Source organism: Deinococcus sp. (assembly GCF_018260555.1).
GTDB lineage: Bacteria > Deinococcota > Deinococci > Deinococcales > Deinococcaceae > Deinococcus.
Genome location: NZ_JAGLBB010000014.1, coordinates 1 through 22,353 on the forward strand (window position 1 = coordinate 1; position 22,353 = coordinate 22,353).

The following is a 22,353-nucleotide window of genomic DNA, read 5'->3' on the forward strand; positions in this document are numbered from 1 at the left end:
ATCGCGTTTGGACGCTGCGAGCGTGGCTGTCACGGCCTCAAGGCGTTTCCTGTCGGGCATAGTTCCAGCCAACTACCGGCGGTCAGGTCCAGCCCGCAGGTGTACCCGGCCACGTACGTCAGCGCGTCCGCCGGAGTCAGGTGGCGGGCCTGCTTGCCGATCACCAGGGCCAGCTCGCCCTCGTAATGAAAGTTCTGCGTCCATTCGGGGCGCTGCACGGTCCCGCCGGGTTCCGCCAGGGCGTTCGGGCCTTTCAGGAAGATGCCGGGCTCCTTGGGAAGATCACCGTGGTCGTTGCCCAGTTCGCGGATGTGATCCAGGTAATTGCGGCCCACGCAGACGATCTTGCTGGGTTCTGCCGGGGCCAGCAGCGCCGCGCGGTCCAGCGGCACCTGCTCGCCCGTGCGTGGGCCGCCCATGCCGCCCGTGAGGCGCAGCGTGTCGCCGTCCAGTTCGCCCCAGCGGGCCTGATCGCCGTGCATCATGCGTGCCAGTTTCATGCGCGCAGCATAGAGCAGGCGGCTTGCAGGCCGCGCACAGCCGGTGGAGGGCGGGCCGGGTACGGGCACGGGACGGGGCGGCCGTCATTCGGACTGCGCTCCATTCCGTCACAGTCGGAAAGGCATGGTCTGCGGCTCCGCACCGGGAAGGTTCGTACGTTACTCCCAGTCGCGTCCGCTCGGATTGAGTCAGGATTGCACCGGATCAACCGGAATCCGGATCAGTCAAGACTGTCAGGGTCGTCACGGGCCAGGTCGTCCAGACCGTCCGGGTCGATCAGGGTCACCTGCGCGCTGGTGTACGTCAGCAGGCCAGCCGTGTCGAGCTTCCGCATGACGCGTGACACGGTCTCGCGGCTGCTGGAGATGCGGGCCATGATGTCCTGCGTGGACAGCGGCAGCACTTGCGGCTCGGGCACGCCCGCCTGCACGCGCTGACGGTACAGGCTGGTGAACACGTGACTGAGGGCCGACTCGGTGGTCAGGCCGAAGGCGATCAGCTCATCGTTCAGGAACGTGACGCGCTGGACCAGCATGCTGCTGAGGTTCCACAGGACCTGCGGGTGCCGTTTGAGAAGCTGCTTGAAGTGGGAGCGGTACAGCATCAGGGTCGTGACGTCCGTCTGGGCGCGCACGGTGGCGCTGCGTTCACCGCCGCCCAGCACGGCGGTCTCGCCGATCACGCCCGGGGCGTACACGTCGCCCAGAACGCGTTCGCGTCTGCCCAGGCTGATGCGCGAGACGCGCACAACCCCGCCCGTGATCAGGTGCAGGGCCTCACCCTCGGCGTCCTGTTCGAGGATGACCTGACCGGCGCGGTAACGGCGTTCGGTGATGACCTGCATCGCCTCGTGCAGGGCCTCTGTGGGGACGTCGTGAAAAAGCGGAGAGCGTCTGAGGTCATCCATCCGGGCCATATGCCTCTCATCCTAGCCTGACACCCAACCGGATGACACGAACGCGAATGGCGCGGATGTTGCAGGCCCGTCAGACGGGGCTGACCTCCACAATGCCTCTTCCTGGTCACTATCTTCGGAGAAACGCTCTAGCATGCTCGCGTGACGACCCAGCCGCCCGCAGCCGATTCCCCCGCAGCCCCGGCCCCGGCGAATGAGCCTGCCCAGCCTAACGGGCCCGCCTCCGACGTGCCGGCCCTCGAAGCCCGCGATCTGCGCCAGACGTACGGCAGCCTGAAGGCCTTGCAGGGGGTTTCGCTGCGGGTCGTTCCGGGCGAGGTGGTCGCCGTGACCGGCCCGTCAGGCAGCGGCAAGAGCACGCTCCTGCACCTGCTGGGCGGCCTGGATGTCCCGCAGAGCGGCGAGGTCTGGTGGGCCGGGGAGCGCATCGATACCCTGAACACGCAGGTGCGGGCCACGCGCCGCGCCGGACGGGTCGGATTGGTGTTCCAGCATCACTACCTGCTCGACGACCTGACCGTCCTGGAGAACGTCCTGATTCCGTCCAGGCTGGCGGGCGCGCGCGACGAAGCCCGCGCCCGTGACCTGCTGGGCCGCGTGGGCCTGGGCGGCCGCGAGAACGACCTGCCCGGCGTCCTGAGCGGCGGCGAGCGTCAGCGGGTGGCCGTGGCCCGCGCCCTGGCGACCCGGCCCGCCGTGGTCCTGGCGGACGAACCCACCGGCAGCCTGGACCGCAGCAACGCGCACGCCGTGGCCGGACTGCTGGTCGGTCTGGCCCGCCAGGAACACTCGGGGGTTCTGTTCGTCACGCACGACGACCGCCTCGCTACCTTCGCGGACCGCACGCTGCACCTGCTGGACGGGCAGTTCACGGACCGTGTCCCGGCGTTCCTGTAATGGGTATGACAGACGCGTGGGGTCCGGTCAGGCACCGCGCCTGATCCGGTCTGTTGACTTGACAAGCTGGAATTGCACGGGCCGACCAACTCCGCGCCCGGACCCCGCCGTGCTCGGTTCGAGCGGTTTTGCAGCCCTTCCAACCGGGGTCAGTACGGTTCCCAGGTGCGGCCTTCGCAGTTGACCGGAGTTGTGGGGTTCAGCTGCTCGCGCTCGTGTAACTGCCGACCGCGCGCAGCCAGAATAGGCGGGTCGCCACGAACAATGCAGCGGCCACGACCGGCGAGGCCAGCGCCACACCCCAGGCCAGTTGGCCCGTCATGGCCTGCGCGGGGACGGTCGTGATGAACGCCACCGGCACCACGAAGGTCAGGAACGCCCGCACGGGCAGCGGGAAGGCGGACACCGGAAAGCGGGCCGCGCCGAACACGCTGTTGAAGAGTTCCGCGACGTTCTGCGTCTTGACGAACCAGAACGCCGTGGTGCTCAGGGCCAGCCAGATGCAGTACACGATCACGACCGCCGAGGCGTACAGGAGCGCCGCGCCCAGCACCCCCAGCAGCGTGACGCTCAGCCCCGACGCGGCGGACGTGATCAGGCCCAGGCCGATCAGCAGGTCCGGGACGCGCAGCACGTTCAGGTACCGGGTACTCACCCCGAACTGGGCGTCGATGGGCTTGAGCAACGTGAAGTCCATGCTGCCGGTGCGGATGGCGTCGGCGATTTTACTCATGTTCGGCTCGATGAACACATTGATGACGCCCTCGGTCAGCATGAAAAAGCCAGTGACCAGCAGCGCCTCCCGGAACGACCAGCCGCCCACACTGCTCATACCGGGCTGACCGAACACGATTCCCAGGCCCAGAAGCGCCACGCCCACCGCGCCCAGGCTGGCCAGCAGCGCCCCCACGAAGTTCGCGCGGTACTCCAGTTGCGCCGACAGGGTCGCGCCCGTGAAGATCCGCAGCAGCCGCAGGTACCGCGTCACGCGGCCCCCCAGAAGGCGGATGGTCGGTGGCTGAAGGCTGATGGAAGAACGCACCAGCCTCTTTCAACCATCAACCGTTCACCGTCAACCCTCATGCTCCCACCGCGCCGTACTTTTTCAGGCCGGCGCGCCAGACGGCCAGCCGCAGGAACCAGAACACGACCAGCCAGCCCAGCATGATGAGTGCGCCGCGCAGGGCGTCCTTGGGTCCGGCCTTGCCCGCCAGGAGTTGCGCCGGAAGGCCCAGCATGTACGGGAAGGGTGTCCAGACGGCCACGCTCTGCACCCAGGCGGGGTAGAAGTTCAGCGGGGCGAACATGCCGCCCAGCGCGGCGTACACCAGCCACGCGAGTTCCTGAAAACTGGTGCTGCTCTCGGTCCAGAAGGCCAGCAGGCCGATGGCGTACTCGTACAGGAACCGCGCCGTGAACCCCAGTGCCGCGAGGCCCAGCGCCGCCGGGTACGCCCACCACTGGGTCGTGAAGCGCGCGCCGGACAGCAGCGCGAAGATCGTGACCAGCACCAGCATGGGCACGATCCTGACCAGCCGCTCGGCGACGTGCGACGCGTAATGGGTCCACATGGGGTCGAGCGGGCGCAGCAGCTTGGCGGACAGGGTGCCCTGCCGGATCTCGAAGTCCAGTTCCCACGCCACCCACACGACCAGCAGTTGCGACACCAGCCAGGTACTCAGAAAGTATGTGGCGAACCCGGCGGCGTCGTAGCCGCGAATCTGCCCGCCGGGCGCCCCCTGCGCCTGCGCCATCCAGACCAGCATCATAACCAGGGACAGCGTGCCGGACAGCATCCAGATGACGACTTCGGCGCGGTACTCGGCCATCTCCGCCAGGCGCGTGGCGAACAGTACCCGCGCGGTATTCAGGGGGCCAGGACGGCTCATGCGCGCTCCAGTGTGGTCGGTGCGGGCGCGGGCGGGGTGCGGTGCCCGAACAGGTCGGCCATGACCGCCTCGATACTGGGGTCCTCGACCGTCAGGTCGGCCACGTCCAGGTCGGCCAGCAGGCGCGCGGCGCGTTCGCTGACCTGGGCGCGCGGCACGCTCAGCTGGGCGCTCAGGCCGTCCACGCTCACGTCCTGACCGTACCCGGCGAGCGCCTGCGCGGTCACGGGGGACCGCAGTTGCAGCCGGATGGTCTTCCCTGCCCGCGCCTGCCCGGCGAGGCTGCCCAGGTCGCCGTCGAACACCAGCGCGCCCTGATCGATCACCAGAATGCGGCGCGCCAGGGCCGTCACGTCCGCCATGTAGTGGCTCGTGAGGATCACGGTCGCGCCGTGGCGTTCGTTGTAGTCACGCACAAAGGCCCGCACGCTCTCCTGCATGTTCACGTCCAGCCCGATGGTCGGTTCGTCCAGGAACAGCACCCTGGGTCGGTGCAGCAGCGCGGCGGCCAGTTCGCACTTCATGCGTTCCCCCAGCGACAGCTTGCGCACCTGCTTTTTCAGGATGCCGTCCAGGCCCAGCACGTCCGTGTATTCACGCATGGTCGCGCGGTACTGATCGTCCGGGATCTCGTAGATCGCCTGGTTGACCAGAAACGAATCCAGCGCCGGGAGGTCCCAGATCAGCTGCTGCTTTTGCCCCATCACAAGCGTGATCTGGCGCAGGAACGCCGCCTCGCGCCGCCGGGGCTCGAAGCCCGCCACGCGCGCCTCGCCGCCCGAAGGGTGCAGCAGGCCCGAGAGCATCTTGAGGGTGGTGGTTTTTCCCGCCCCGTTCGGCCCGAGGAATCCCACGATCTCGCCGGGATGCAGGTCGAAGCTCACGCCGCGCACCGCCTCGACCAGCCGGGTCTGACGGCTCACGAAGGACCGCACGCTCCCCAGAAAGCCGGGTTCCTTCTCGTGGACGGCGTAGGCTTTGCGCAGGTCGCGAACGTGCACAGCGGCGTCCGGGGGTGAGGGGGTCATCGTGCCTGCCAGGATAAGCCACGAATGAATGCGGACAGAATCAGCCAGTTGGCGTAGTGCGGCACTATGTAGTGCGGCTCGGCGCAGCGCGGCTTGGTGCAGCGCGGCTCGGCGCAGTGTGGCTCGGCGCAGCGCGGCTCGGTGCAGTGTGGATTGGCACAGTGTGGATTGGCACAGAGGGGCTGGTCAGCAGGCGGCTCAGTACAACGCGGCGTGCGCGTTCCCCCGTCAGTGACGCCCGCTCGGCAGGGCCGGGAGTAGCCTCGGGCCATGGAACGGATTCCGACTGGTGCGCCCTTCCCCCGGCACCGCACCGGGGTGCCGACGCCACGCCCGGAATTCGCTCCTCTTCAGGGTGCGCAGCCCGGAGCCACTGCTCCCCACACCGCTCAGCCGGAGCTCGGGTGAGCGCCCCAGCCCCACCGCCCGCCCCGCACCTGCCTTCGCCGGTTGCGGTCACGCACACGGACCTGCTGCGCGTGTTCGCGGGCGTGGCGATGGCCGGGATCGGCGGTGGCCTGCCCGCCCACATGCGCCGCGCGGCGCTGGAACGCGCGTGGATGACCGAACTGGACTTTGCGGAATCGTTTACGCTGGCGCAACTGACACCCGGACCGAACGCCGTGAACCTGGCGGCCATGATCGGCGCGCGCCTGCGGGGCTGGACCGGCGCGCTTGCCACGGTCGTGGGCGTCCTGACACCCGGCCTGATCGCCATGCTGGGCATGACGGTCGTCACATTGGGCCTGCCCGGCGGGCTGCCCGCACCGCTCCAGAGTGGCCTGCGCGGCGCGGCCTGCGCGGCCCTGGCTGTCATGCTGACGGCGGCGCTGCCAGTTCTGCGGGTCGTGGGCGACCTGCGCGGCGGGTGGGTGCTGGCCCTGGCGACCTTCGCCGGGATTGGTCTGCTGCGCCTGAACCTGCTGCCGGTCGTGGCGGTCGTGGTGGGCGCGGGCCTGATCCTGCACCGCCCGGGACCGCAGGAGCGCCCGTGACCGATCCGGGCGCCAGCTGGCCGGAGATCCTGCTGACCTTCACGCGGCTGGGCCTGATCAGTTTCGGCGGCGCGAACCTCGCCGAGATCGAGCGTGTGCTCGTCGGGCAGCGGCACTGGATCACGTCTGAGACCCTGGCCAGCGGCTTTGCACTCGGGCAGATCATGCCGGGACCGAACATGCTGGCCATGACCCACTACGGCTTCGCGGCCGGCGGGTGGGCCGGAGCGGCGGCCGCCACGTTGGGCTTCTACGGCCCCACCGCCCTGCTGAGTGCCGCCGCCGCCCTCGCCTGGAGGGGGCTGCTGCGCTGGAAGCGGCTGCCCTCTATCCGCAGCGCCCTGCTGCCGTTAGGCGGGGGCGTGCTGCTGGCCGGGGTGCTGGTCCTGTCGCGCGGCAGCGTGCAGAACGTGACGGGGGCCGTCATCGGCGCGGCCGTGCTGGGCGCCCTGATCGGCCTGTAGGCGGGTACAGTTGCAGGCGGGTACACTGGCCGGATGCCGCACGCCCACCTTCCCTCCCGCCCAGATTCCCCCGGCCCAGATTCCCCCCGCCCAGGTTCCCCCCGCCCGGTGCGCGCTTGAAAGCCTGGGTGCCGCTGGGCTGCGCGCCGATTCCTGGCAGTCCCGATCAGCTGGAACTGTGGCAGCGGGAGAACGAGTTCAGCATCCGCATCAGCGGGTACGTGAGCGAACTCATGAACAGCCGCCAGCACGCCAGCGAGGAGGCGCTGGCCGGGTACGCCGTGCCGCAGGTGGCGGGCCGCGCCGCCGCGCACGTCCTGGTGGGCGGGCTGGGCATGGGGTTCACGCTGGCCGCCGCGCTGCGCAGCGCCGGGCCGGACGCGACCGTCACCGTCGCGGAACTCGTGGGGGCCGTCGTGGACTGGAACCGCGGGCCGCTCGGGCAGGCGGCCGGGTACCCGCTGACCGACCCTCGCACCCGGGTGCATGTGGGCGACGTGGCCGACCTGATCCGCGCTTCCAGGCGCACCTTCGACGCGGTCCTGCTCGACGTGGATAACGGCCCGGAAGGCATGACGCAACACGGCAACGACTGGCTGTACTCCCCGCGCGGGCTGGCCGCCATCCGCGCCGCCCTGACACCCGGCGGGCTGCTGGCCGTCTGGAGCGTGGAGGCCGTGCCGCGCTTCACGGCCGCGCTGGAAAGGGCCGGGTATCACACCGAGGTGCGCCGCGCCCGCGCCCGCGAGGGCCGGGGCGCGTGGCACACCATCTGGGTCGCCCGCTCGGACGGATAGGCCGTGGCTCGGGGGCATGGAGGTGAGCGGGAATGGGCTGCGCCTTCCCCGCTCCACGCGTACCGCCTCCCGCCTCTCCTTCACCCCCCGGTGAGGAAGCGTGCCGTTTCGCGGTAGAGCATATCCACGTGTTCCAGCGAGTCGAAGGTGTGGCCCGCGCCGGGAATGGCGACGGCCTCGCAGCGCAGCGCCAGGGCGTAGCGCACGCCGAATTCCGGGGGGCAGGTCTGGTCGGCGTCTCCGTGAAAGATGCGGGCCTCACCCTGCCACGCGGCGGCGGCTTCCAGGGGGCGCAGGCGGGTCATTTCCTGCAGGAACTCGCGGCCCAGCGGCCAGCCGCCGTAATCGGTGACGGTGGCGGGCAGAACGCCGCCGCGCAGGAACGGCAGCCACAGCTCCGGCAGGGCGGGAGCCCACAGCGCGAGGCGGTGCGGGCGCACCAGGGGCGCGCTGAGCGCAGCGACCAGCCCGCCCATGCTGAAGCCCAGCAGCATCACGCGTTCCGGGTCGATGCCGGTCTGGCGGCGCAGGTACTCGAAGGCGGCCTGCGTGTCCTGCACCTCGCGGCTGACGGTCATCTCACTGAAGTCACCGTGGCTCTCGCCGCTGCCCCGGAAGTCGAAGCGCAGGCTGGCCACGCCGCGCGCCGCGAGGAAGCGGGACAGCAGCGGCAGCAGGCGGTGGTCGCCGCCACGGTTGCCGGTGAAGCCGTGCAGGATGACCACGCTGGGCCAGCCCTGCGCGGGCGCGTCGCCCGTGGGGCGGTGCACCAGACCGTACAGGCGTTGCCCGTCCACGCTGAACCGCGCAAATTCCTCGTTCAGGGCCTGTTCGTTGCTACCTCGGGTGGGGTCGGTCATGCCGGGAATGGTAGCCCAGTCGCGGCGGGGACGCGTCAGCGGGTGTACTTCGTGAGGATCAGGGTGTACTGCGCGGACGGAATGGTCTGTTTGACCAGTCCGACGCCGCGCACGTACCACGCGGTGCTGCGGGTGTCGCCGCCCATCAGTTTGTTCAGGTCCATGCCGGGCGGCAGGTCCGTCCCGGCGGGCGGGGTCATGCTGGTGGTTGTGGTCGTCTCGACGCGCAGGGCGGTGAACGTCCCGGCGGGCGTGGTGACCTTCTCCTGCGCGGCGACGCGGCTGCGGGTGCGGCTCTGCATGCTCACGCCGCCGACGGCCTGCATCTTCCCGTCGCTGGTCCAGGCGTACCCGACCTTCCAGGCAGAGGTGGGCGGGTAGAACCCGGCGTCCAGCCGCAGGTCGCCCCGGCCCGCGCCGATGGTGGCGGTCATGCCCTTGCCCGTGCAGGTCCAGGTGCTGGGGGTGGTCTGGCCGCCCGTCGTGGTCTGGACGGTCACGGTGTTGCCCTTCACCTGGGTGCGGGAGGTGAAGGTGCTGCTCTGGCCCTGCGTGGTCGTGCGGTAGGCGCGGGTGCCGGGCGGCATGAAGCCGGCGGGGTCGCAGGCGGCCAGCGCGGAGGGGACGGCACTGCCCAGCAGCGCGGCGCCCAGGATCAGGGCGGGTCGGATGGCGGGTACACGCATGGGGGTTCCTCCAGGGCCGGGGGGCTGGGTGGATACCGGTCCATAGTAGACGCGCCCGGAAGGTGAAAACAAGCCCACCTGTCAAGGGGCGAGCCTGCTTATCAGCCATCAGCCATCGGCCATCGACCATCAGCCACGCCCCTCAGGGCGTCAGCCGGTGGCGGTCGCGGGGGAAGGCGCGGGCGTAGCGGACGTTGCTGATGCCCAGCAGTTTGGCGGTCAGGCGTTCCGCGCCGATGGCGAAGCCGCCGTGGGGGGGCATGCCGTACTTGAAGACCTCGGTGTAGCCTTCAAGCGACTCGGGTTTCAGTTTGTACGCGGCGATGGAGTCCATCAGCATGGCGTGATCGTGGATGCGCTGGCCGCCCGACGTGATCTCGATGCCACGGAACAGCAGATCGAAGCCGCGCGTGATGTCGCTGCTGAGACTGCCGTCGGGGTTGCTGTCCGGGTGCGCGTAGAAGGGCCGGGCGGCGCGCGGGTACTTGGTGACGAACACGAAGTCGCTGCCCTGGGTTTCAGCGTAGTGCTGGCATAGCAGGCGCTCGGCTTCCGGGTCGAGGTCCTTGCCGCCCACCGCGTGCCCGTACTTCTCGGTGACCAGGGCGCGGGCGTCGAACAGGGTGATGCGCGGAATGTGGGCGGGCACGTCTGGAATGGTGGCGCCCAGCAGGTCGAACTCGGCTTGCGAGGTGGCGCTCAGGCGGGTCATGATGCTCGCCAGCAGGCGGTTTTCCAGGCCCATGACGTCTTCTTCATCCTCGATGAAGCCCATCTCGACGTCCAGGCTCAGGTACTCGTTCAGGTGACGACTCGTGGCGTGCTCCTCGGCGCGGTACACGGGCGCGACCTCGAACACGCGCTCGAACACGCCGACCATGATCTGCTTGTACAGCTGCGGGCTCTGCGCGAGGAACGCGCCCTGCCCGAAGTAATCGATGGGGAACAGGTTCGCGCCGCCCTCGGCGCCCGCCGAGACGATTTTGGGTGTGCTGATCTCGGTGAAGCCCTCGGTCATCAGGTGGTCCCGGAAGGCCGCGACGAGTTCGGCCTGCACCTTCAGCGCGGCGCGTTCCTTCAGGCCGCGCACGGTCACGACGCGGTAGTCCAGCATGGTTTCCGGGTTGACGTTCCATTCCATCTTGGGAATCTCGACGGGGCTGGCCTCCACGGCGGCGCTGATCACGCGGAAGTCAGTGATCTGCACCTCGAACCCGCCGGGCGCCTTGGGGTGCGCCTTCACGGTGCCCGTGACCTCCACGCTGCTCTCCGGGAGCGGCAGGGTCAGGCCCTTGCCGACGCACTGCGTGACGCCGCTCACGTCGCGCAGCACCACGAACTGCACGCCGCCCAGATCGCGGCGGGCGTGCACGAAGCCCTGCAGGCGCACGGTCTGACCGTCGTGGGCGTTCAGGTCGCGGGTGAGGGTGCGGGGCAGGCGTTGCTGGGCGGTTTCCGGGGTGTGGGCTTCGGTGGTCATGGGCTCTCGTCTCCTTGTTCATGAAGAAGCCCCCGACTCCGGGGTGGGGTCGGGGGCGCGGTATGCGGCGTGACGGCCCCTAGCGGGGATCATCATTCACGTTGTTGCTCGCCGCGATCATGCCGGGAAGTGTACGCGCCGCGCCTGCACCCGGTCAATGCCGGAAACTAGGCAGGCACGGCCGGACGGAACCGCAGGATTCCGCCGGGAACCGCAGTCCGGATCAGCTGGCCCGGCGTCGGGTCGGAATGAACGTGAACAGCATCAGCAGGCTCAGCAGGGTCTGGGCAACGGTGATGAGGACCTTCACCCATAGGGCGGCTGGGCGGTCTCCTTCTGTAATGTACAGGACGTCGTCACTCACCCGGTAATCGCCACCCTCATTCTGAAAAAATAAAAAATAGAGCGGGAGACTATTTCTTAGTCTCCCGCTCTATTTAATCTAGTGAGTTGAGTCTTTCGTAGATATCTATGCTGTTAAAGTGTCTGCTATATAGCTGATTGCCGCCATCGTATTCGTTGATATCCTGTATTTTTAGAAATTCAACTGAGATAGTTTCCCCAGAGCTATTCTGATAGGACGTCTGCTCACGTTTGGCGGCCTCAGTTATAAGAGACTCTGCTACTTCGATACTGATTGCTTCCTGTAGTAGAAAGTCCTCTCTGTACAGAGTTTTTCTATCATCTAAAAGATTTTGTAATCTTACTACTACAAGCGCTATATAAAGTTTATTTTTTGAAACGATTGTCATTCAAGAGTTTCCAAGCGGTTTTCTGAGTCGCGTTACTTCCATTCTTGATGGACAGGACGGTATCCCTGTAGTGTTGACCAGGAAAGACTTGGCGAATAGAGGCTTTTCTGCATTCGCTGATAAAGCTGTCAGCAATCATACTGAGATTAACTGCGCTGCTTGCATTGCAATTTACTACCGCTTGTGCAGACAGATTGGGTTCCGTCGTATCACCAATTTCCGCATTTTGAGTAGGTACGGTTGCACCGCACGAAGCTAGCACCAAGCTTAAGAATCCGGCTCCTAAGAGTTTTCTCATATTTTCCTCTGCACTGATGGTACTGCATTTTTGGTCAGATATCGTCAGAATTGTTATTGAGACGCTTGAGGATGTCCATGACGGTGTTCTAGCTGAGCCGTAGCTCACCCGCAATATCTCTGTAGGACTTCCACTGTCCCCGTAGCTCCAACACTTTCGCTTCATAACGGTCTGATTTGGGTCTTTGTCCTTTTTGGCGACCAAACTTCACGCCCCGTTCTTGGGCCGCAGAAATTCCCGAACGCACCCGTTCGCGGAGTAAATCTCGCTCGCACTCTGCTAGTGCCGCCATGAGTGAGGCGAACAATTTCCCTTGTGGTGAGCGTAAATCAAACTGCAACCCAGTTTGGGCAATCACGCTGACCCCGCAGGATTCCGCCGGGAACCGCAGTCCGGATTAAGTACGGTGAAACTAACATGGCGAGATTCCGGGAAAGCGCCGGAACCTCTCCATTCGCGCTCCAACGTACTTTCTTCTGCTACGCGCTCCGCGCGGTTTATCTACAAGATAAACGCAGTGTACTTAGCTGGCCCGGCGTCGGGTCGGAATGAACGTGAACAGCATCAGCAGGCTCAGCAGGGTCAGGGCAACGGTGATGAGGACCGGCACCCACAGGGCGGCTGGGCGGTCTCCTTCCGTGATGTACAGGACGTTGTCACTCACCCGGTAATCGCCATCCTCATTGAACAGGTCCCGCGTCTCGCTGGTCAGTGCGTCCAGGCCAGTACGGACGATGCCCTCGATGGTGCGTTCGCCCAGGGTGAGGCATCCGTCGCCTCCTTCCTTCTTCTCTGTCTGGCAGCCGGGACTGACGCGGCTGTCACTCGCCATGATGCGGACGGGCGTGACGTGTGCCTCGCCAGTCAGGACAGCTTTCAGGCTGGCATCGAATTCCCGTTCCGGAAGCAGGGCGTACTCGATGCGGTTGACGGTGCGGGCCTTGTCACTGCTGTCCTTGTCAGGGGTCTGGTAGACATAGGTGCCGTCCGTGAACCCCGTGATGCGCACGTACCGGGCGCCGCCGACGCCGCTGTCGATGACCTGCTGGGCGGTGTACGTCTGCGGGGTGCGACCCTGGAGGCTGATGCGGATACCGTCGATTCCGTAGGTCCACAGACCGTACAGGGCTGCCAGCAGGATGATCAATCTGGTTATCATGTGTTGAATTTCTTACACTTGCCGGGAGTGTTCAAGCAGATGTGGCGCACCGCAAGCCGGGGGCAGATCCCGGAACCCGCCGGAGCCGCTATCCTTGGGTCATGTCAACGAACGTTCGTTTGTTTGCCGCTCCCGGCTGCGCCGCATGAGCGCCGCCCGACTGTCCCGCCCGCGCAGCCTACTGTTCGCGCCGGGCAACCGCGCCGACCTGATCGCCAAACTTCCCCGCGCACAGCCGGACGCCGTGGTGATCGACCTGGAAGACGCCATTCCCGGCACCCTGGAAGCCAAGACTGCCGCCCGCCCGGTGGCTCGGGACGCCGCGCGCAAGCTGATGGAGGCCGCGCCCGACCTGCCGGTGTTCTTGCGCGTGAACGCCCCGCACTCTCCGTACTTCGCAGGCGACCTGAACGTCCTGACCCCGCAGCTGGCCGGGGTGGTCGTCCCGAAACTGGAGAGCGCGGCCGACGTGCGCCTGGTCGTGAACGCGCTGGCCACGCACGGCCTGACCCTGCCGATCCTGGCAGGACTGGAAACCGGGGCCGGCGTGTGGAACGCGCACGCAATCCTGCGTGAGGACGCGGTGCGCTGGGCGTACTTCGGCGCGGAAGACTACACCACCGACCTGGGTGGCCGGCGTACCCGGGGCGGCCTGGAGGTGCTGTACGCCCGCTCGCAGGTGGCGCTGGCCGCCCGCCTGAGCGGCGTGCCGGTTCTGGACATCGTCGTGACCGCCCTGAACGACCCGGAGCTCTTCCGGGAAGACGCCACGCTGGGCCGCGCCCTCGGGTACGCCGGGAAGCTGTGCATTCACCCGGCTCAGGTCGCGCTGGCCCACGACCTGTTCGGCGCGACCGACGCCGAGAAGACCCGCGCGCACGCCCTGCTCGCCGCTGCGCACGAGGCCGCCGCGCACGGCCACGGAGCATTCAGTTTCGAGGGGCAGATGGTGGACGAACCCATGCTGGCCGCCGCGCGGGCCATTCTCGCGCAGGAAGGAGCGTAGGTCATGGGGCGCGGGCAGGCGGCACCGCCCACCGGCCCCTCGTCCCTTTCCCACGAGTTGCCCCGCTTAGTGGTGCTGACAAACCGTTGAACCGGAGTCTGTATCAGCCCACGTCCCGTCTCCCGGAGGCATCCCATGAATGAAGACCTGAACCGCCCGCAGGGGCGTTACCTGGAGGAACTGACGCCCGGCACCCTGATCCGGCACCGCGTGACGCGCACCGTGACAGAGGCCGACAACGTGTTCTTCACGACCATGACCATGAACCCGCAGCCGCTGCACCTGGATCACGAGTACGCCGCCGGAACCGAGTTCGGTCGGCCGCTGGTGAACAGCCTGCTCACCCTGAGTCTGCTCGTGGGCCTGAGCGTGCACGAGTTGACGCTGGGCACGCTGGTAGCAAACCTGGGCCTGACGGACGTGACCTTCCCGAAACCCGTGTTCCACGGGGACACCCTGCACGCCGAGTCCGAGGTCCTCGATGTCCGCGAGAGCCGCAGCCGCCCCGACGCGGGCATCGTGGTGGTGGAGCACCGCGCGGTCAACCAGCGCGGCGAGATCGTGGCGAAGTGCACACGCACGGCGCTGATGCAGCGCAGGCCCACCGGGGCGTAAGGGTCAGGGTGAGCCGTCCAGCCGGTCGGCCAGCGCGCGCAGTTGCGCCGCGGCGTCGCTGACCACGCCGCCGTGGTACGTGACGACCGTCTGAACGTCCTGCCGGGCGAGTCGGCGGACGGAGTCGTGCGCGGCGGGCAGGTCGGGCGTCGCGCGCGCCAGGGGTCCGTGCAGCGCGCCGTCCTGGGAGGTGAGGGCGTCGCCGCTGATCAGGATGTTCCCTGTGGGCACGAGCAGGCTCAGGTGGCCGGGGGTGTGGCCGGGCGTGGCGATCACGCGGACGTTGCCGGGCAGCAGATCACCGTCCCGCAGGGCGCGGCTGACGGGCACGCGGACGGGTTCACGGGTCAGCATGGCGCGCGTGACGGGGTTCAGGTCCGGGTCGCGCAGCATGACCTGCACCTGCTCGGGGCTGGGAAGTTTCTGTGCGCGCCGCTCGCCCGTCACGTACGGGACCTCGGGTTCCAGCGCCCAGACTTCCGCGCCAGTGGCCTGCACGACGGCTTCCAGGCTCCCGATGTGGTCGAGGTCATGGTGCGTGACGATCACGCGCCGCACCTGCCCGAGCGTGAAACCGGCGGCGCCCAGTTCGCGGGTCATGTCACCCAGCATGCCGGGCATCCCCGTGTCCACCAGGGTCAGGACGTGGTCCGGCCCGACCAGCGCGACCGGGTGAATGACGCCCGGCGTCCCCATCAGGATGGCCGGGAGTTCCAGGACGATCACGTCACCGAGGCGCATCATGCGCGCAGCGTACCTCGCGAGCAGACTCACCTGCCGGGGGTATCTGAAGCCTGTGGTCATGTGGACCCTGGCTGAAACCCAGTCTTCAGGCCCACACACCTGCCTGTGCACCGGCTTTCGGGCTGGTCCTGAAGTGCGGTGCGCGCCGCACGGGGACGCCGGTTCAGATTCCATGAATCCAGTCGAGCAGTCTTCGTGACCGCGCCGGGGGTAGCCTGCGCGGGTGAGTGCTCCCCCCACCCCGGCCCCGCCCCCCACCCTTTCCCCGCAGGTCCGGCAGCTCGCCACGGTGGGACTGGTCGTTGGCGTGTTCCTCGCGGCGCTGGAGGCCAGCGTGGTCGCCACGGCCATGCCCAGCGTGATCGCGGACCTGGGCGGTGAACGCCTGTACGCCCTGCCGTTCGCGGTGTACCTGCTGACCAGCACGGTATCCAGCCCCCTGTGGGGCCGCGCGAGCGACATTGTCGGCCGGCGCCGCCTGTACCTGTGGGGTGTGGCCATCTTCCTGGTCGGGTCGGCGCTGTGCGGCCTGAGCCACTCCATGACCGCGCTGATCCTGGCGCGGGCCGTGCAGGGTCTCGGTGCGGGGGCGCTGCTGCCCCTCACGCTGACCATGATCGGTGAACTGTACACGCTGGCCGAACGCACGCGGGTGCAGTCGTTCATCTCGGGCGTATGGGGCATCTCGGGGCTGGTGGGGCCGCTGCTGGGCGGCTGGTTGACCGAAAGCCTGTCGTGGCGCTGGACCTTCTACGCCAGCCTGCCCTTCGGCGTGGCGGCCCTGCTGCTGGCCCTGCGTTTCCTACCGGAGACGGGGCGGCCCCGTCCCGCGCGGCTCGACTGGCCGGGCGCCGTGCTGTTCACGGGCGGCAGCGGCCTGGTGGTGTGGGGGCTGGAGCAGCGGCAGTGGCTTCTGGTGGCGGGAGGCCTGCTGACCGTGCTGGCCGCCGTGCGGGTCGAGCGGCGGCACCCGGCGCCGCTGCTGCCCATGCGCGCCCTGCGCCAGCAGCTGCCGCGCGTCGCGTTCGCCGGGAACCTGCTGGGCGGCGCGGCGTACTTCGGCGTGATCGCGTACCTGCCGCTGTACGCGCAGGGAGTCAGTGGGGGCGGCGCGACCTCTGCCGGGGTGATCCTGACGCCCATGCTGGTCGGCTGGACCCTGACGGCCATCCTCACCGCGCGGCTGGTCAAGACCGTTCCCCTGGCCCGCATGGCGCAGGCCGGTTTCGCAGTGCTGGTCGTCATGTTCGGCGCGCTGACCCTGGCCGTTCACGCGCCGCTGTGGGTGACCAGCGCCCTGGGCTTCGCGGTCGGGACCGGCATGGGCTTTGCCATGCTCAGCCTGCTCCTGGCCGCGCAGGAAAGCAGCGCGCGCGAGGACCTCGGCGCCGTTACGAGCGGCGTGCTGTTCGCCCGGCAGATGGGCGGGGCACTCGGCGTGGCCCTGATGGCCCTGCTGATCGGCCCGGCCGCCATCGAAAGCGGCGGGTACCAGCTCGGCGAGGGACTGCGGCGAGCGTACATCCTGGCCCTGACGCTGGTCTCCGTGGCCCTCGCGCTGAGCCTGCTGCTGCGGGCCGCGACGGCCGTTCCGGATCAAGCCCACTCCCATTGAATGGTTCACACCGCCTAACGAGCGCGGACCGAGGAGGGTTCCGGGCGCTGAGTTGAGAGCCTGCTGATGTCCCGGGCTGCCAACAGAGCAGACGGCCGTCCGTCATAGCTCACAGCACCAGGCCATTCAGTCTGCAATCGGTCATTCTGGAATACCGCCTCTCTCACGGACACCGCCGCGCACGCTCTGCTAGCCTGAGCGCGCATGGCGACTGTGGCGGAACTGCGGGAGAAATTGCGGCGGCCCCTGAACGCCGAACTGGCGGGCGGCTGCCAGAACCGCGTCGTGGCGGGCGGCGTGGAGCGCCTGCTGGCCTCGCCCCTGGGCAATCCGTTCCCAAAGGTGCGCGAGGCCCTGCGCGGCTACGCGGAGCTCGGCGCCCAGGAGCGTGAGGCGGCCCTGCGGGGGGCGCTGTCATTGCTGGCCGACCCGGACGCCACGAAACCAGCCGCGCCGGGGGCAGCGACCCGCGCGGCCCCCCCGACCGCCGCGCCTGGCGAGCGCCTCCCACTGGACGCGGAGATCGCCCGGCTGGACACCGGCCCCGGCGGGGCGCGCAAACTGCAATCACTGGGCCTGCACACTGTGCGGGACATTCTGCACGCGTACCCGCACCGCCACGAGGACCGCCGCGCCCTCCCGGACCTCGCGGAGGTTGAGGACGGCCAGAAGGTCACGGTGGAGGGCCGGGTGGTTGCCCGGTCGCGCCGCAGCCCCAAGCCCGGCATGCAGATTCTGGACGTGACGCTGGAAACCCCGTCGGGCGGGCGCGTGAAGGCCACGTGGTTCAACCAGCCGTGGGTGGAAAAGCAACTGCGGGAGGGCGCGCGGCTGGTCCTGACGGGCCGCGTGAAACGCTTCGGGCGCAGCGTGCAACTGGGCGTGGAACACCTGGAAACGGTGGACGGCGCGCAGGACTCGCTCTCGACCGGGCGGATCGTGGGCGTGTACGACAGCAAAGACGGCGTCTCGCAGGAGTTCCTGCGCCGGGCCGCGCACCGCGCGCTGCTGGCCGCCCCGCTGGACGATTACCTGCCCGCGCACTGGCGGCAGAAGTACGCCCTGACCGACCTCGCGGACGCCCTGTGGGGCATGCACTACCCGGCCGACGAGGCGCAACTGGCCCGCGCGAACCACCGCCTGCGCTTCGACGAATACCTGTTCCTGGAACTGCGCATGCTGCTTCAGGGTGAGGACGCCGTGCTGGAAGGCAAACGCTTCGGCGCCCGGAGTGAGGACATCCACACCTTCGAGGGCGCGCTGCCGTTCCGGTTCACGAACGCGCAGCGGCGCGTGCTGCTGGAAATCACGGATGACATGCGCAGCGACCGCCAGATGGCCCGGCTCGTGCAGGGCGACGTGGGCAGCGGCAAGACTGCCGTGGCCGCCTGCGCGCTGTACCTCGCCGTGCGTGACGGCTACCAAGGCGCGCTGATGGCCCCCACCGAGATTCTCGCCCGGCAGCACTACGCCAACCTCGTCGGGTACCTGGGCAAACTGGATGTGCGCGTGGGCCTCCTGATCGGCGCGATGACCCCCAAGGGGAAACTACAGATGCAGACCCGCATCGCCGAGGGCGATGTGGATATCGTCGTGGGCACGCAGGCGCTCATTCAGGAGAACGTTCGCTTCGACAACCTCGGCCTGGCCGTCGTGGACGAGGAGCACCGTTTCGGCGTGCAGCAGCGGCGCCGACTCCTGACCGGGCGTCCCGACGTGCTCGTCATGAGCGCCACGCCCATCCCTCGCTCGCTGGCCCTGACTGCGTACGGCGACCTGGAACTCTCGGTGATCGACGAACTTCCCCCCGGCCGCACGCCCATCGAAACGAAACTGATTCAGGACACCGCCCGCCAGCAGGCCTACGGCTTTGTCATGGGACAGATCCGCGAGGGGCGCCAGGCGTTCGTCGTCACGGCCCTCATCGAGGAAAGCGACACCCTGGAACTGCTGGCTGCCACGCAACTCGCCGACGACCTGAAGACCATCCTTCCGGAAGCGCGCATTGACCTGCTGCACGGCAAGATGAGCGCCGCCGAGAAGGACCATGTGATGGACCGTTTCCGCGCACACGAATTCGACCTGCTCGTCTCCACCACCGTCATCGAGGTCGGCGTGGACGTCCCCAACGCCTCCGTGATGGTTATCGAGAACGCCGAACGCTTCGGTCTGGCCCAGTTGCACCAGTTGCGTGGCCGCGTCGGCCGGGGCAGTGCCCAGTCCTACTGCGTGCTGATCGCCGGAGAACACAGCAAAAAAACCCGCCAGCGCCTGAAAATTATCGAAGGCAGCACCGACGGCTTTGTGATCGCAGAAGCGGACCTGAAACTGCGCGGCCCCGGCGAGATCCGCGGCACCCGCCAGAGCGGCATCCCGGACCTGCGCCTCGCCGACCTCGCCAACGATACCCAGATCATTGAACAGGCCCGCGAACTGGCAAAACACATCCTGGCCCATGACCCCAGACTGGAACACCCCCGCCTGCAATACCTGCGCAGCGAGTTGCAGAACCGCAGCCAGAGCGTGGCCTTCCGCGAGGTGATCTGACCGCGCCTTCCCCGCTGATCGTGTCCCGGCGAGACGGTGGAGTCGCACCGGGCGGCCCTCGAGAGTGGGCGCGCGCCACGCTGAAACGGGTGCGCCGCGCCCGGAGCCCGGTGGTGGGCGTGGCGCGGCGGTGGTACGGGGCAGCTGTAAGAGGTGACAGTAAGAGGTGGCTTATACGGATTCCGCTAAATTCCACCACAGTCGGAAAGGCGCCGCCTGCGGCTCCATACCGCGAAACCCGTCTGCTGTTCCTACTCGCGTCCGCTCGGATTGATTCAGAACTGCACCGAATCAATCGGAATCCGCATTAGCCCACGTCGGTGATGATGGGTGAGCGGAAGTTGTTGTCCGGGGTGTACACCCAGCGGCGGCCGAGAAGCGCGGCGGCCAGGGCGACGGCGGTCACCACGGCCATGCGGCCCATGAAGGTCCAGTACTGGCCCTCGTAGGCGCCGAACATCGCGCTGCGCAGGGCGTTGATCACGTCGGTGACAGGAATGACGGTGTGGATCAACCGGAAGAAGGGGCTGGAGAGTTCAATGGGGTAGCTGCCGCCGCTGGCTGCGAGTTGCACGATCAGCAGGATCAGCGCCAGGACGCGCCCGGCTGGACCGAACACCAGGTTCAGGGCGAGGATCACAGCCATGAAGGTGACGCTGCCTGCCACGGCGGTCAGGATGACCTGCGCGGGGTTCAGGAAGGGCACGGCCATGAGGTGCACGCCGAGCACCACGACGAGCGCCTGAATGATGACGATGCCCAGCGGTTGCGTGAGTTTGCGCAGAACGCGGGCGGCCTGGCTGGTGCTGCGGCCGCTTTCCGGCAGGAGCAGGAACGGGAAGATGAAGGTGGTCAGGGTCGCGCCGACCCACAGGGCCAGGGCAATAAAGTACGGGGCGAAGGCGCTGCCGTTGTTGGGAACGTCGGCGGTGGCGCGGGTCTGCACGGTGACGCTCTGGGCGAGGCCGCTGGGATCACCGCCGAGCTGCAAGGCGGTGTCGGTGGGAATCTTGTCGCGCAGTTCGTTCAGGCCGTCGCGGAGTTTCACGGCGCCGCTGCGCAGGTCGCCGACGCCGCCTTGCAGCTCGGCGGCGCCGCTGGCGAGCGTGGCGGCTCCGGTGGCGAGCTTGGCGCTGTTGATGGCCAGGGATTTCCCGCCGGTGTTCAGGGTGTTCAGGTCCGTCTGGGCGGGCAGCTGGGCGTTGATGTCGTCAAGGGCCTTCTTGATCTTGATGTTCCCGTCGGCCAGGGCGGTGACCCCGCCTTGCAGGTCGCGGGCTCCGGCGGCCAGCTGGGCGGCGCCGGTGGCGGCTTTGCGGGTGTTGGCGGACAGGGTGGCGGCTCCGGTATTCAGTTGCTGCGCGCCGGTTTGCACCTGGGCGGTACCGGCGGCGAGTTGTTTTGCTCCGGCGGCGGCCTTCTGCGCGCCGGTCTGGGCGCTGGCGGCGCCGCTGGCGAGCCGGTTCGCGCCGCTTTGCAGTTCGGCCGCTCCGCCCTGGATGGATTTCAGACCGCTGCCGACCCCGGCGTTGAGTTGATCGGCACCGGTCTGCAAGCGGGCAGCGCCGGTTTTCAGATCGGCCAGCCCGCCGCTCAGGGTCGGGAGTTGCGCGGCGAGGCTCTGCGCGCCCCGGCTGGCGGCGGTGGCGGCCTCCTGGGATTGTTGCAGTCCGGCCGAGAGTTGCGCCGCGCCGCTCTGCACGTTCTGGGCAGCGGTGGCGGCGGGCGTGCCTTTCAGGCTGGCGCCGAGGGCCGCGCTGCCGCTGCTGAGACCCTGCGCGCCTCCCCGCAAGGTCTCCAGACCGCTTTCCAGTCGGGTCAATCCGGCCGAGAGTTGCGCGGCGCCCTCGGCGGCCTGTTCGGCGCCGGTCTGGGCCTTGCCGAGCCCGCCACTGAGGCTGGCGGCGCCCTCGCTGAGCTGGGCGGCCCCGGTAGCGACGGGTTTCAGGCCGTCTGTGACGCCCGCGCTCAGGGTTCCGGCTCCGGCGGCCAGTTGCCGGGCGCCGGTGTTCAGGTCGCCCAGGCCGCTGGCAAGGGCCGGCAGTTGCGCGGCGAGCTGTCCGGTGCCCGTGTTGACCTGCGTGGCGCCGCCGCCAAGTTTCTTCGCTCCGGCGGCCAGCTGGTCGCTGCCGGCCGCGAGTTTGTTCAGTCCGCCGGACAGCTGCTCGGCGCTGGTGGCGAGCTTGGCGCTGCCGCTGCGCAGGGGCGCGAGTTGCGGTTCGCCGGGCGCGGCCGCTCCGAGTTGTTTCAGGCCGCCGCTCAGTTTCGTGACGCCGCCCGCGAGGCGACTGACGCCGCCGCTGAGGCTGCTGGCACCGCCCGCGAGCTTGTCTGCGCCGGCGGCCAGGGTGCCGGCGCCGCTGGCGAGTGTGCCCGCGCCGTCCTGGAGTTTCTCGGTGCCGCCGAGCAGGGCCTGCGCGCCGTCCGCGAGTTTCGCGGTGGCGTCGTGAATGTCAGAAAAGCCCTGCTGCACGTCCTTGAGGCTGGCCTGCACGACTTCCCAGCGGTTCTTGCCCAGCGTGGCGTTCAGGTCCTCGGCGATGGCGCTGGTGACGCGGTCGGCGACGGTACTGGCGTAGTAGTTCAGGCCGGGGGCGCGGTACAGCTGGAGCAGGCCGTGCTGGCTGCTGTCCCCGCTGATGGCCTTGCGGCTGAAGTCCGCGGGGATGGTCAGCGCGAAGTAGACCTCGCCGCGGCGCACGGCCTGCTCGGCGGCGGCCTGGGTGGGGTAGCGGATGAAGCGCACGGGGGGGTCTTTCTGAAATTCCTCGCTCAGGTCCTGCCCGGCGTTAACCTTCTTGCCGCGTGAAACGGTGCCCGTATCCAGGTTGACCAGGGCGGCAGGCAAGTCCGGGAGGTTACGGACGGGGTCCCAGACGCTCATGAGGTACACGCCGGCGTAGATCATGGGCACGAACAGGAAGGCGGCCGCGGCGGCCCACATGATCGGGTAGCGCCACAGGCTGCGTTCGGCTGGGGTCAGGCGGCGGTACGATTCTTTCAGGCTGGGGCGGGCGGGTGTGGGGGGTGCGTCGTTCATGGTCGCCTCGGGAGTGAACAGAGTACGTGACACTCTGTCAGGTGGGTGACAGCATGCATGATTG

The 22,353-nt window shown here is 68.2% G+C and carries 22 protein-coding genes and 1 pseudogene; 8 read left to right on the forward strand and 15 right to left on the reverse strand.

Annotated features, from left to right (window positions below):
- Nucleotides 1-77: 77 nt before the first annotated feature.
- Both QZ271_RS04310 and QZ271_RS04315 read right to left on the reverse strand, forming a co-directional pair.
- Nucleotides 78-500 (reverse strand): annotated as a pseudogene (locus QZ271_RS04310) (fumarylacetoacetate hydrolase family protein); the annotation flags it as partial.
- A 221-nt stretch (nucleotides 501-721) separates the two neighbouring features.
- Nucleotides 722-1,408 carry a Crp/Fnr family transcriptional regulator gene (locus QZ271_RS04315; RefSeq protein ID WP_291429321.1) on the reverse strand — a complete coding sequence of 229 codons (687 nt, stop codon included), beginning with the start codon at nucleotides 1,406-1,408 and terminating at the stop codon, nucleotides 722-724.
- 237 nt (nucleotides 1,409-1,645) lie between these two features.
- Between QZ271_RS04315 and QZ271_RS04320 the strand changes: the two genes are divergently transcribed.
- On the forward strand, nucleotides 1,646-2,314 hold the full coding sequence (locus QZ271_RS04320; protein ID WP_291429414.1) for an ABC transporter ATP-binding protein: 669 nt from the start codon (nucleotides 1,646-1,648) through the stop codon (nucleotides 2,312-2,314).
- A 199-nt stretch (nucleotides 2,315-2,513) separates the two neighbouring features.
- On the opposite strand, the gene QZ271_RS04325 is transcribed toward QZ271_RS04320, so the two are convergent.
- The 3 genes from QZ271_RS04325 to QZ271_RS04335 all read right to left on the reverse strand — a co-directional run bounded on the left by QZ271_RS04325 (nucleotide 2,514) and on the right by QZ271_RS04335 (nucleotide 5,231).
- Entirely contained in the window at nucleotides 2,514-3,302 is a 789-nt protein-coding gene (locus QZ271_RS04325; RefSeq protein WP_291429415.1) for an ABC-2 family transporter protein, read from the reverse strand.
- Between the two features lie 91 nt (nucleotides 3,303-3,393).
- Nucleotides 3,394-4,203 carry an ABC-2 family transporter protein gene (locus QZ271_RS04330; protein WP_291429323.1) on the reverse strand — a complete coding sequence of 270 codons (810 nt, stop codon included), beginning with the start codon at nucleotides 4,201-4,203 and terminating at the stop codon, nucleotides 3,394-3,396.
- Nucleotides 4,200-5,231 carry an ATP-binding cassette domain-containing protein gene (locus tag QZ271_RS04335; RefSeq protein ID WP_291429325.1) on the reverse strand — a complete coding sequence of 344 codons (1,032 nt, stop codon included), beginning with the start codon at nucleotides 5,229-5,231 and terminating at the stop codon, nucleotides 4,200-4,202. Before QZ271_RS04335 ends, QZ271_RS04330 begins: the two co-directional genes overlap by 4 nt.
- A 404-nt stretch (nucleotides 5,232-5,635) precedes the next feature.
- Here QZ271_RS04335 and QZ271_RS04340 point away from each other — a divergent pair, with 404 nt between their 5' ends.
- From QZ271_RS04340 to QZ271_RS04350, 3 genes are all read left to right on the forward strand, one after another.
- Entirely contained in the window at nucleotides 5,636-6,226 is a 591-nt protein-coding gene (locus QZ271_RS04340) for a chromate transporter (protein WP_291429327.1), read from the forward strand.
- Nucleotides 6,223-6,690, forward strand: coding sequence for a chromate transporter (locus tag QZ271_RS04345; RefSeq protein WP_291429329.1), 468 nt, complete (start codon nucleotides 6,223-6,225; stop codon nucleotides 6,688-6,690). Before QZ271_RS04340 ends, QZ271_RS04345 begins: the two co-directional genes overlap by 4 nt.
- A 116-nt stretch (nucleotides 6,691-6,806) precedes the next feature.
- On the forward strand, nucleotides 6,807-7,487 hold the full coding sequence (locus QZ271_RS04350; protein ID WP_291429332.1) for a hypothetical protein: 681 nt from the start codon (nucleotides 6,807-6,809) through the stop codon (nucleotides 7,485-7,487).
- A gap of 80 nt (nucleotides 7,488-7,567) precedes the next feature.
- Here the strand turns inward: QZ271_RS04350 and QZ271_RS04355 are convergent, their stop codons facing one another.
- From QZ271_RS04355 to QZ271_RS04385, 8 genes are all read right to left on the reverse strand, one after another.
- On the reverse strand, nucleotides 7,568-8,347 hold the full coding sequence (locus QZ271_RS04355; RefSeq protein WP_291429334.1) for an alpha/beta fold hydrolase: 780 nt from the start codon (nucleotides 8,345-8,347) through the stop codon (nucleotides 7,568-7,570).
- 35 nt (nucleotides 8,348-8,382) lie between these two features.
- Nucleotides 8,383-9,033 carry a hypothetical protein gene (locus QZ271_RS04360; RefSeq protein WP_291429336.1) on the reverse strand — a complete coding sequence of 217 codons (651 nt, stop codon included), beginning with the start codon at nucleotides 9,031-9,033 and terminating at the stop codon, nucleotides 8,383-8,385.
- A gap of 142 nt (nucleotides 9,034-9,175) precedes the next feature.
- Nucleotides 9,176-10,513 carry an aspartate--tRNA(Asn) ligase gene (gene aspS, locus QZ271_RS04365; RefSeq protein ID WP_291429338.1) on the reverse strand — a complete coding sequence of 446 codons (1,338 nt, stop codon included), beginning with the start codon at nucleotides 10,511-10,513 and terminating at the stop codon, nucleotides 9,176-9,178.
- A 223-nt stretch (nucleotides 10,514-10,736) separates the two neighbouring features.
- Nucleotides 10,737-10,877: a hypothetical protein gene (locus tag QZ271_RS04370; RefSeq protein ID WP_291429340.1), complete on the reverse strand. Its 141-nt coding sequence runs from the start codon at nucleotides 10,875-10,877 to the stop codon at nucleotides 10,737-10,739.
- Nucleotides 10,878-10,950: 73 nt separating this feature from the next.
- Nucleotides 10,951-11,265 carry a DUF4288 domain-containing protein gene (locus tag QZ271_RS14515; protein WP_367114301.1) on the reverse strand — a complete coding sequence of 105 codons (315 nt, stop codon included), beginning with the start codon at nucleotides 11,263-11,265 and terminating at the stop codon, nucleotides 10,951-10,953.
- Nucleotides 11,243-11,563 carry a hypothetical protein gene (locus tag QZ271_RS04375; protein WP_291429341.1) on the reverse strand — a complete coding sequence of 107 codons (321 nt, stop codon included), beginning with the start codon at nucleotides 11,561-11,563 and terminating at the stop codon, nucleotides 11,243-11,245. The genes QZ271_RS14515 and QZ271_RS04375 overlap by 23 nt, the downstream gene beginning before the upstream one ends.
- A gap of 88 nt (nucleotides 11,564-11,651) precedes the next feature.
- Nucleotides 11,652-11,921, reverse strand: a complete 270-nt coding sequence (locus QZ271_RS04380; protein WP_291429343.1) for a recombinase family protein — start codon at nucleotides 11,919-11,921, stop codon at nucleotides 11,652-11,654.
- A 165-nt stretch (nucleotides 11,922-12,086) separates the two neighbouring features.
- Nucleotides 12,087-12,722 (reverse strand): hypothetical protein, encoded by a 636-nt coding sequence (locus QZ271_RS04385; RefSeq protein ID WP_291429344.1) that lies wholly within the window; start codon nucleotides 12,720-12,722, stop codon nucleotides 12,087-12,089.
- 145 nt (nucleotides 12,723-12,867) lie between these two features.
- Here QZ271_RS04385 and QZ271_RS04390 point away from each other — a divergent pair, with 145 nt between their 5' ends.
- Nucleotides 12,868-13,728, forward strand: coding sequence for an aldolase/citrate lyase family protein (locus tag QZ271_RS04390; RefSeq protein ID WP_291429346.1), 861 nt, complete (start codon nucleotides 12,868-12,870; stop codon nucleotides 13,726-13,728).
- 135 nt (nucleotides 13,729-13,863) lie between these two features.
- Complete coding sequence (locus QZ271_RS04395; RefSeq protein ID WP_291429348.1) at nucleotides 13,864-14,343, forward strand: MaoC family dehydratase; 480 nt, start codon at nucleotides 13,864-13,866, stop codon at nucleotides 14,341-14,343.
- A gap of 3 nt (nucleotides 14,344-14,346) precedes the next feature.
- On the opposite strand, the gene QZ271_RS04400 is transcribed toward QZ271_RS04395, so the two are convergent.
- On the reverse strand, nucleotides 14,347-15,087 hold the full coding sequence (locus QZ271_RS04400; protein WP_291429350.1) for an MBL fold metallo-hydrolase: 741 nt from the start codon (nucleotides 15,085-15,087) through the stop codon (nucleotides 14,347-14,349).
- Nucleotides 15,088-15,310: 223 nt separating this feature from the next.
- Here QZ271_RS04400 and QZ271_RS04405 point away from each other — a divergent pair, with 223 nt between their 5' ends.
- Together QZ271_RS04405 and recG are read left to right on the forward strand one after the other, a co-directional pair.
- Complete coding sequence (locus QZ271_RS04405; protein ID WP_291429352.1) at nucleotides 15,311-16,702, forward strand: MDR family MFS transporter; 1,392 nt, start codon at nucleotides 15,311-15,313, stop codon at nucleotides 16,700-16,702.
- Between the two features lie 204 nt (nucleotides 16,703-16,906).
- Nucleotides 16,907-19,249: an ATP-dependent DNA helicase RecG gene (gene recG / locus QZ271_RS04410; protein ID WP_291429354.1), complete on the forward strand. Its 2,343-nt coding sequence runs from the start codon at nucleotides 16,907-16,909 to the stop codon at nucleotides 19,247-19,249.
- 307 nt (nucleotides 19,250-19,556) lie between these two features.
- On the opposite strand, the gene QZ271_RS04415 is transcribed toward recG, so the two are convergent.
- Nucleotides 19,557-22,289, reverse strand: coding sequence for a YhgE/Pip domain-containing protein (locus QZ271_RS04415; RefSeq protein ID WP_291429356.1), 2,733 nt, complete (start codon nucleotides 22,287-22,289; stop codon nucleotides 19,557-19,559).
- Nucleotides 22,290-22,353: the final 64 nt, after the last annotated feature.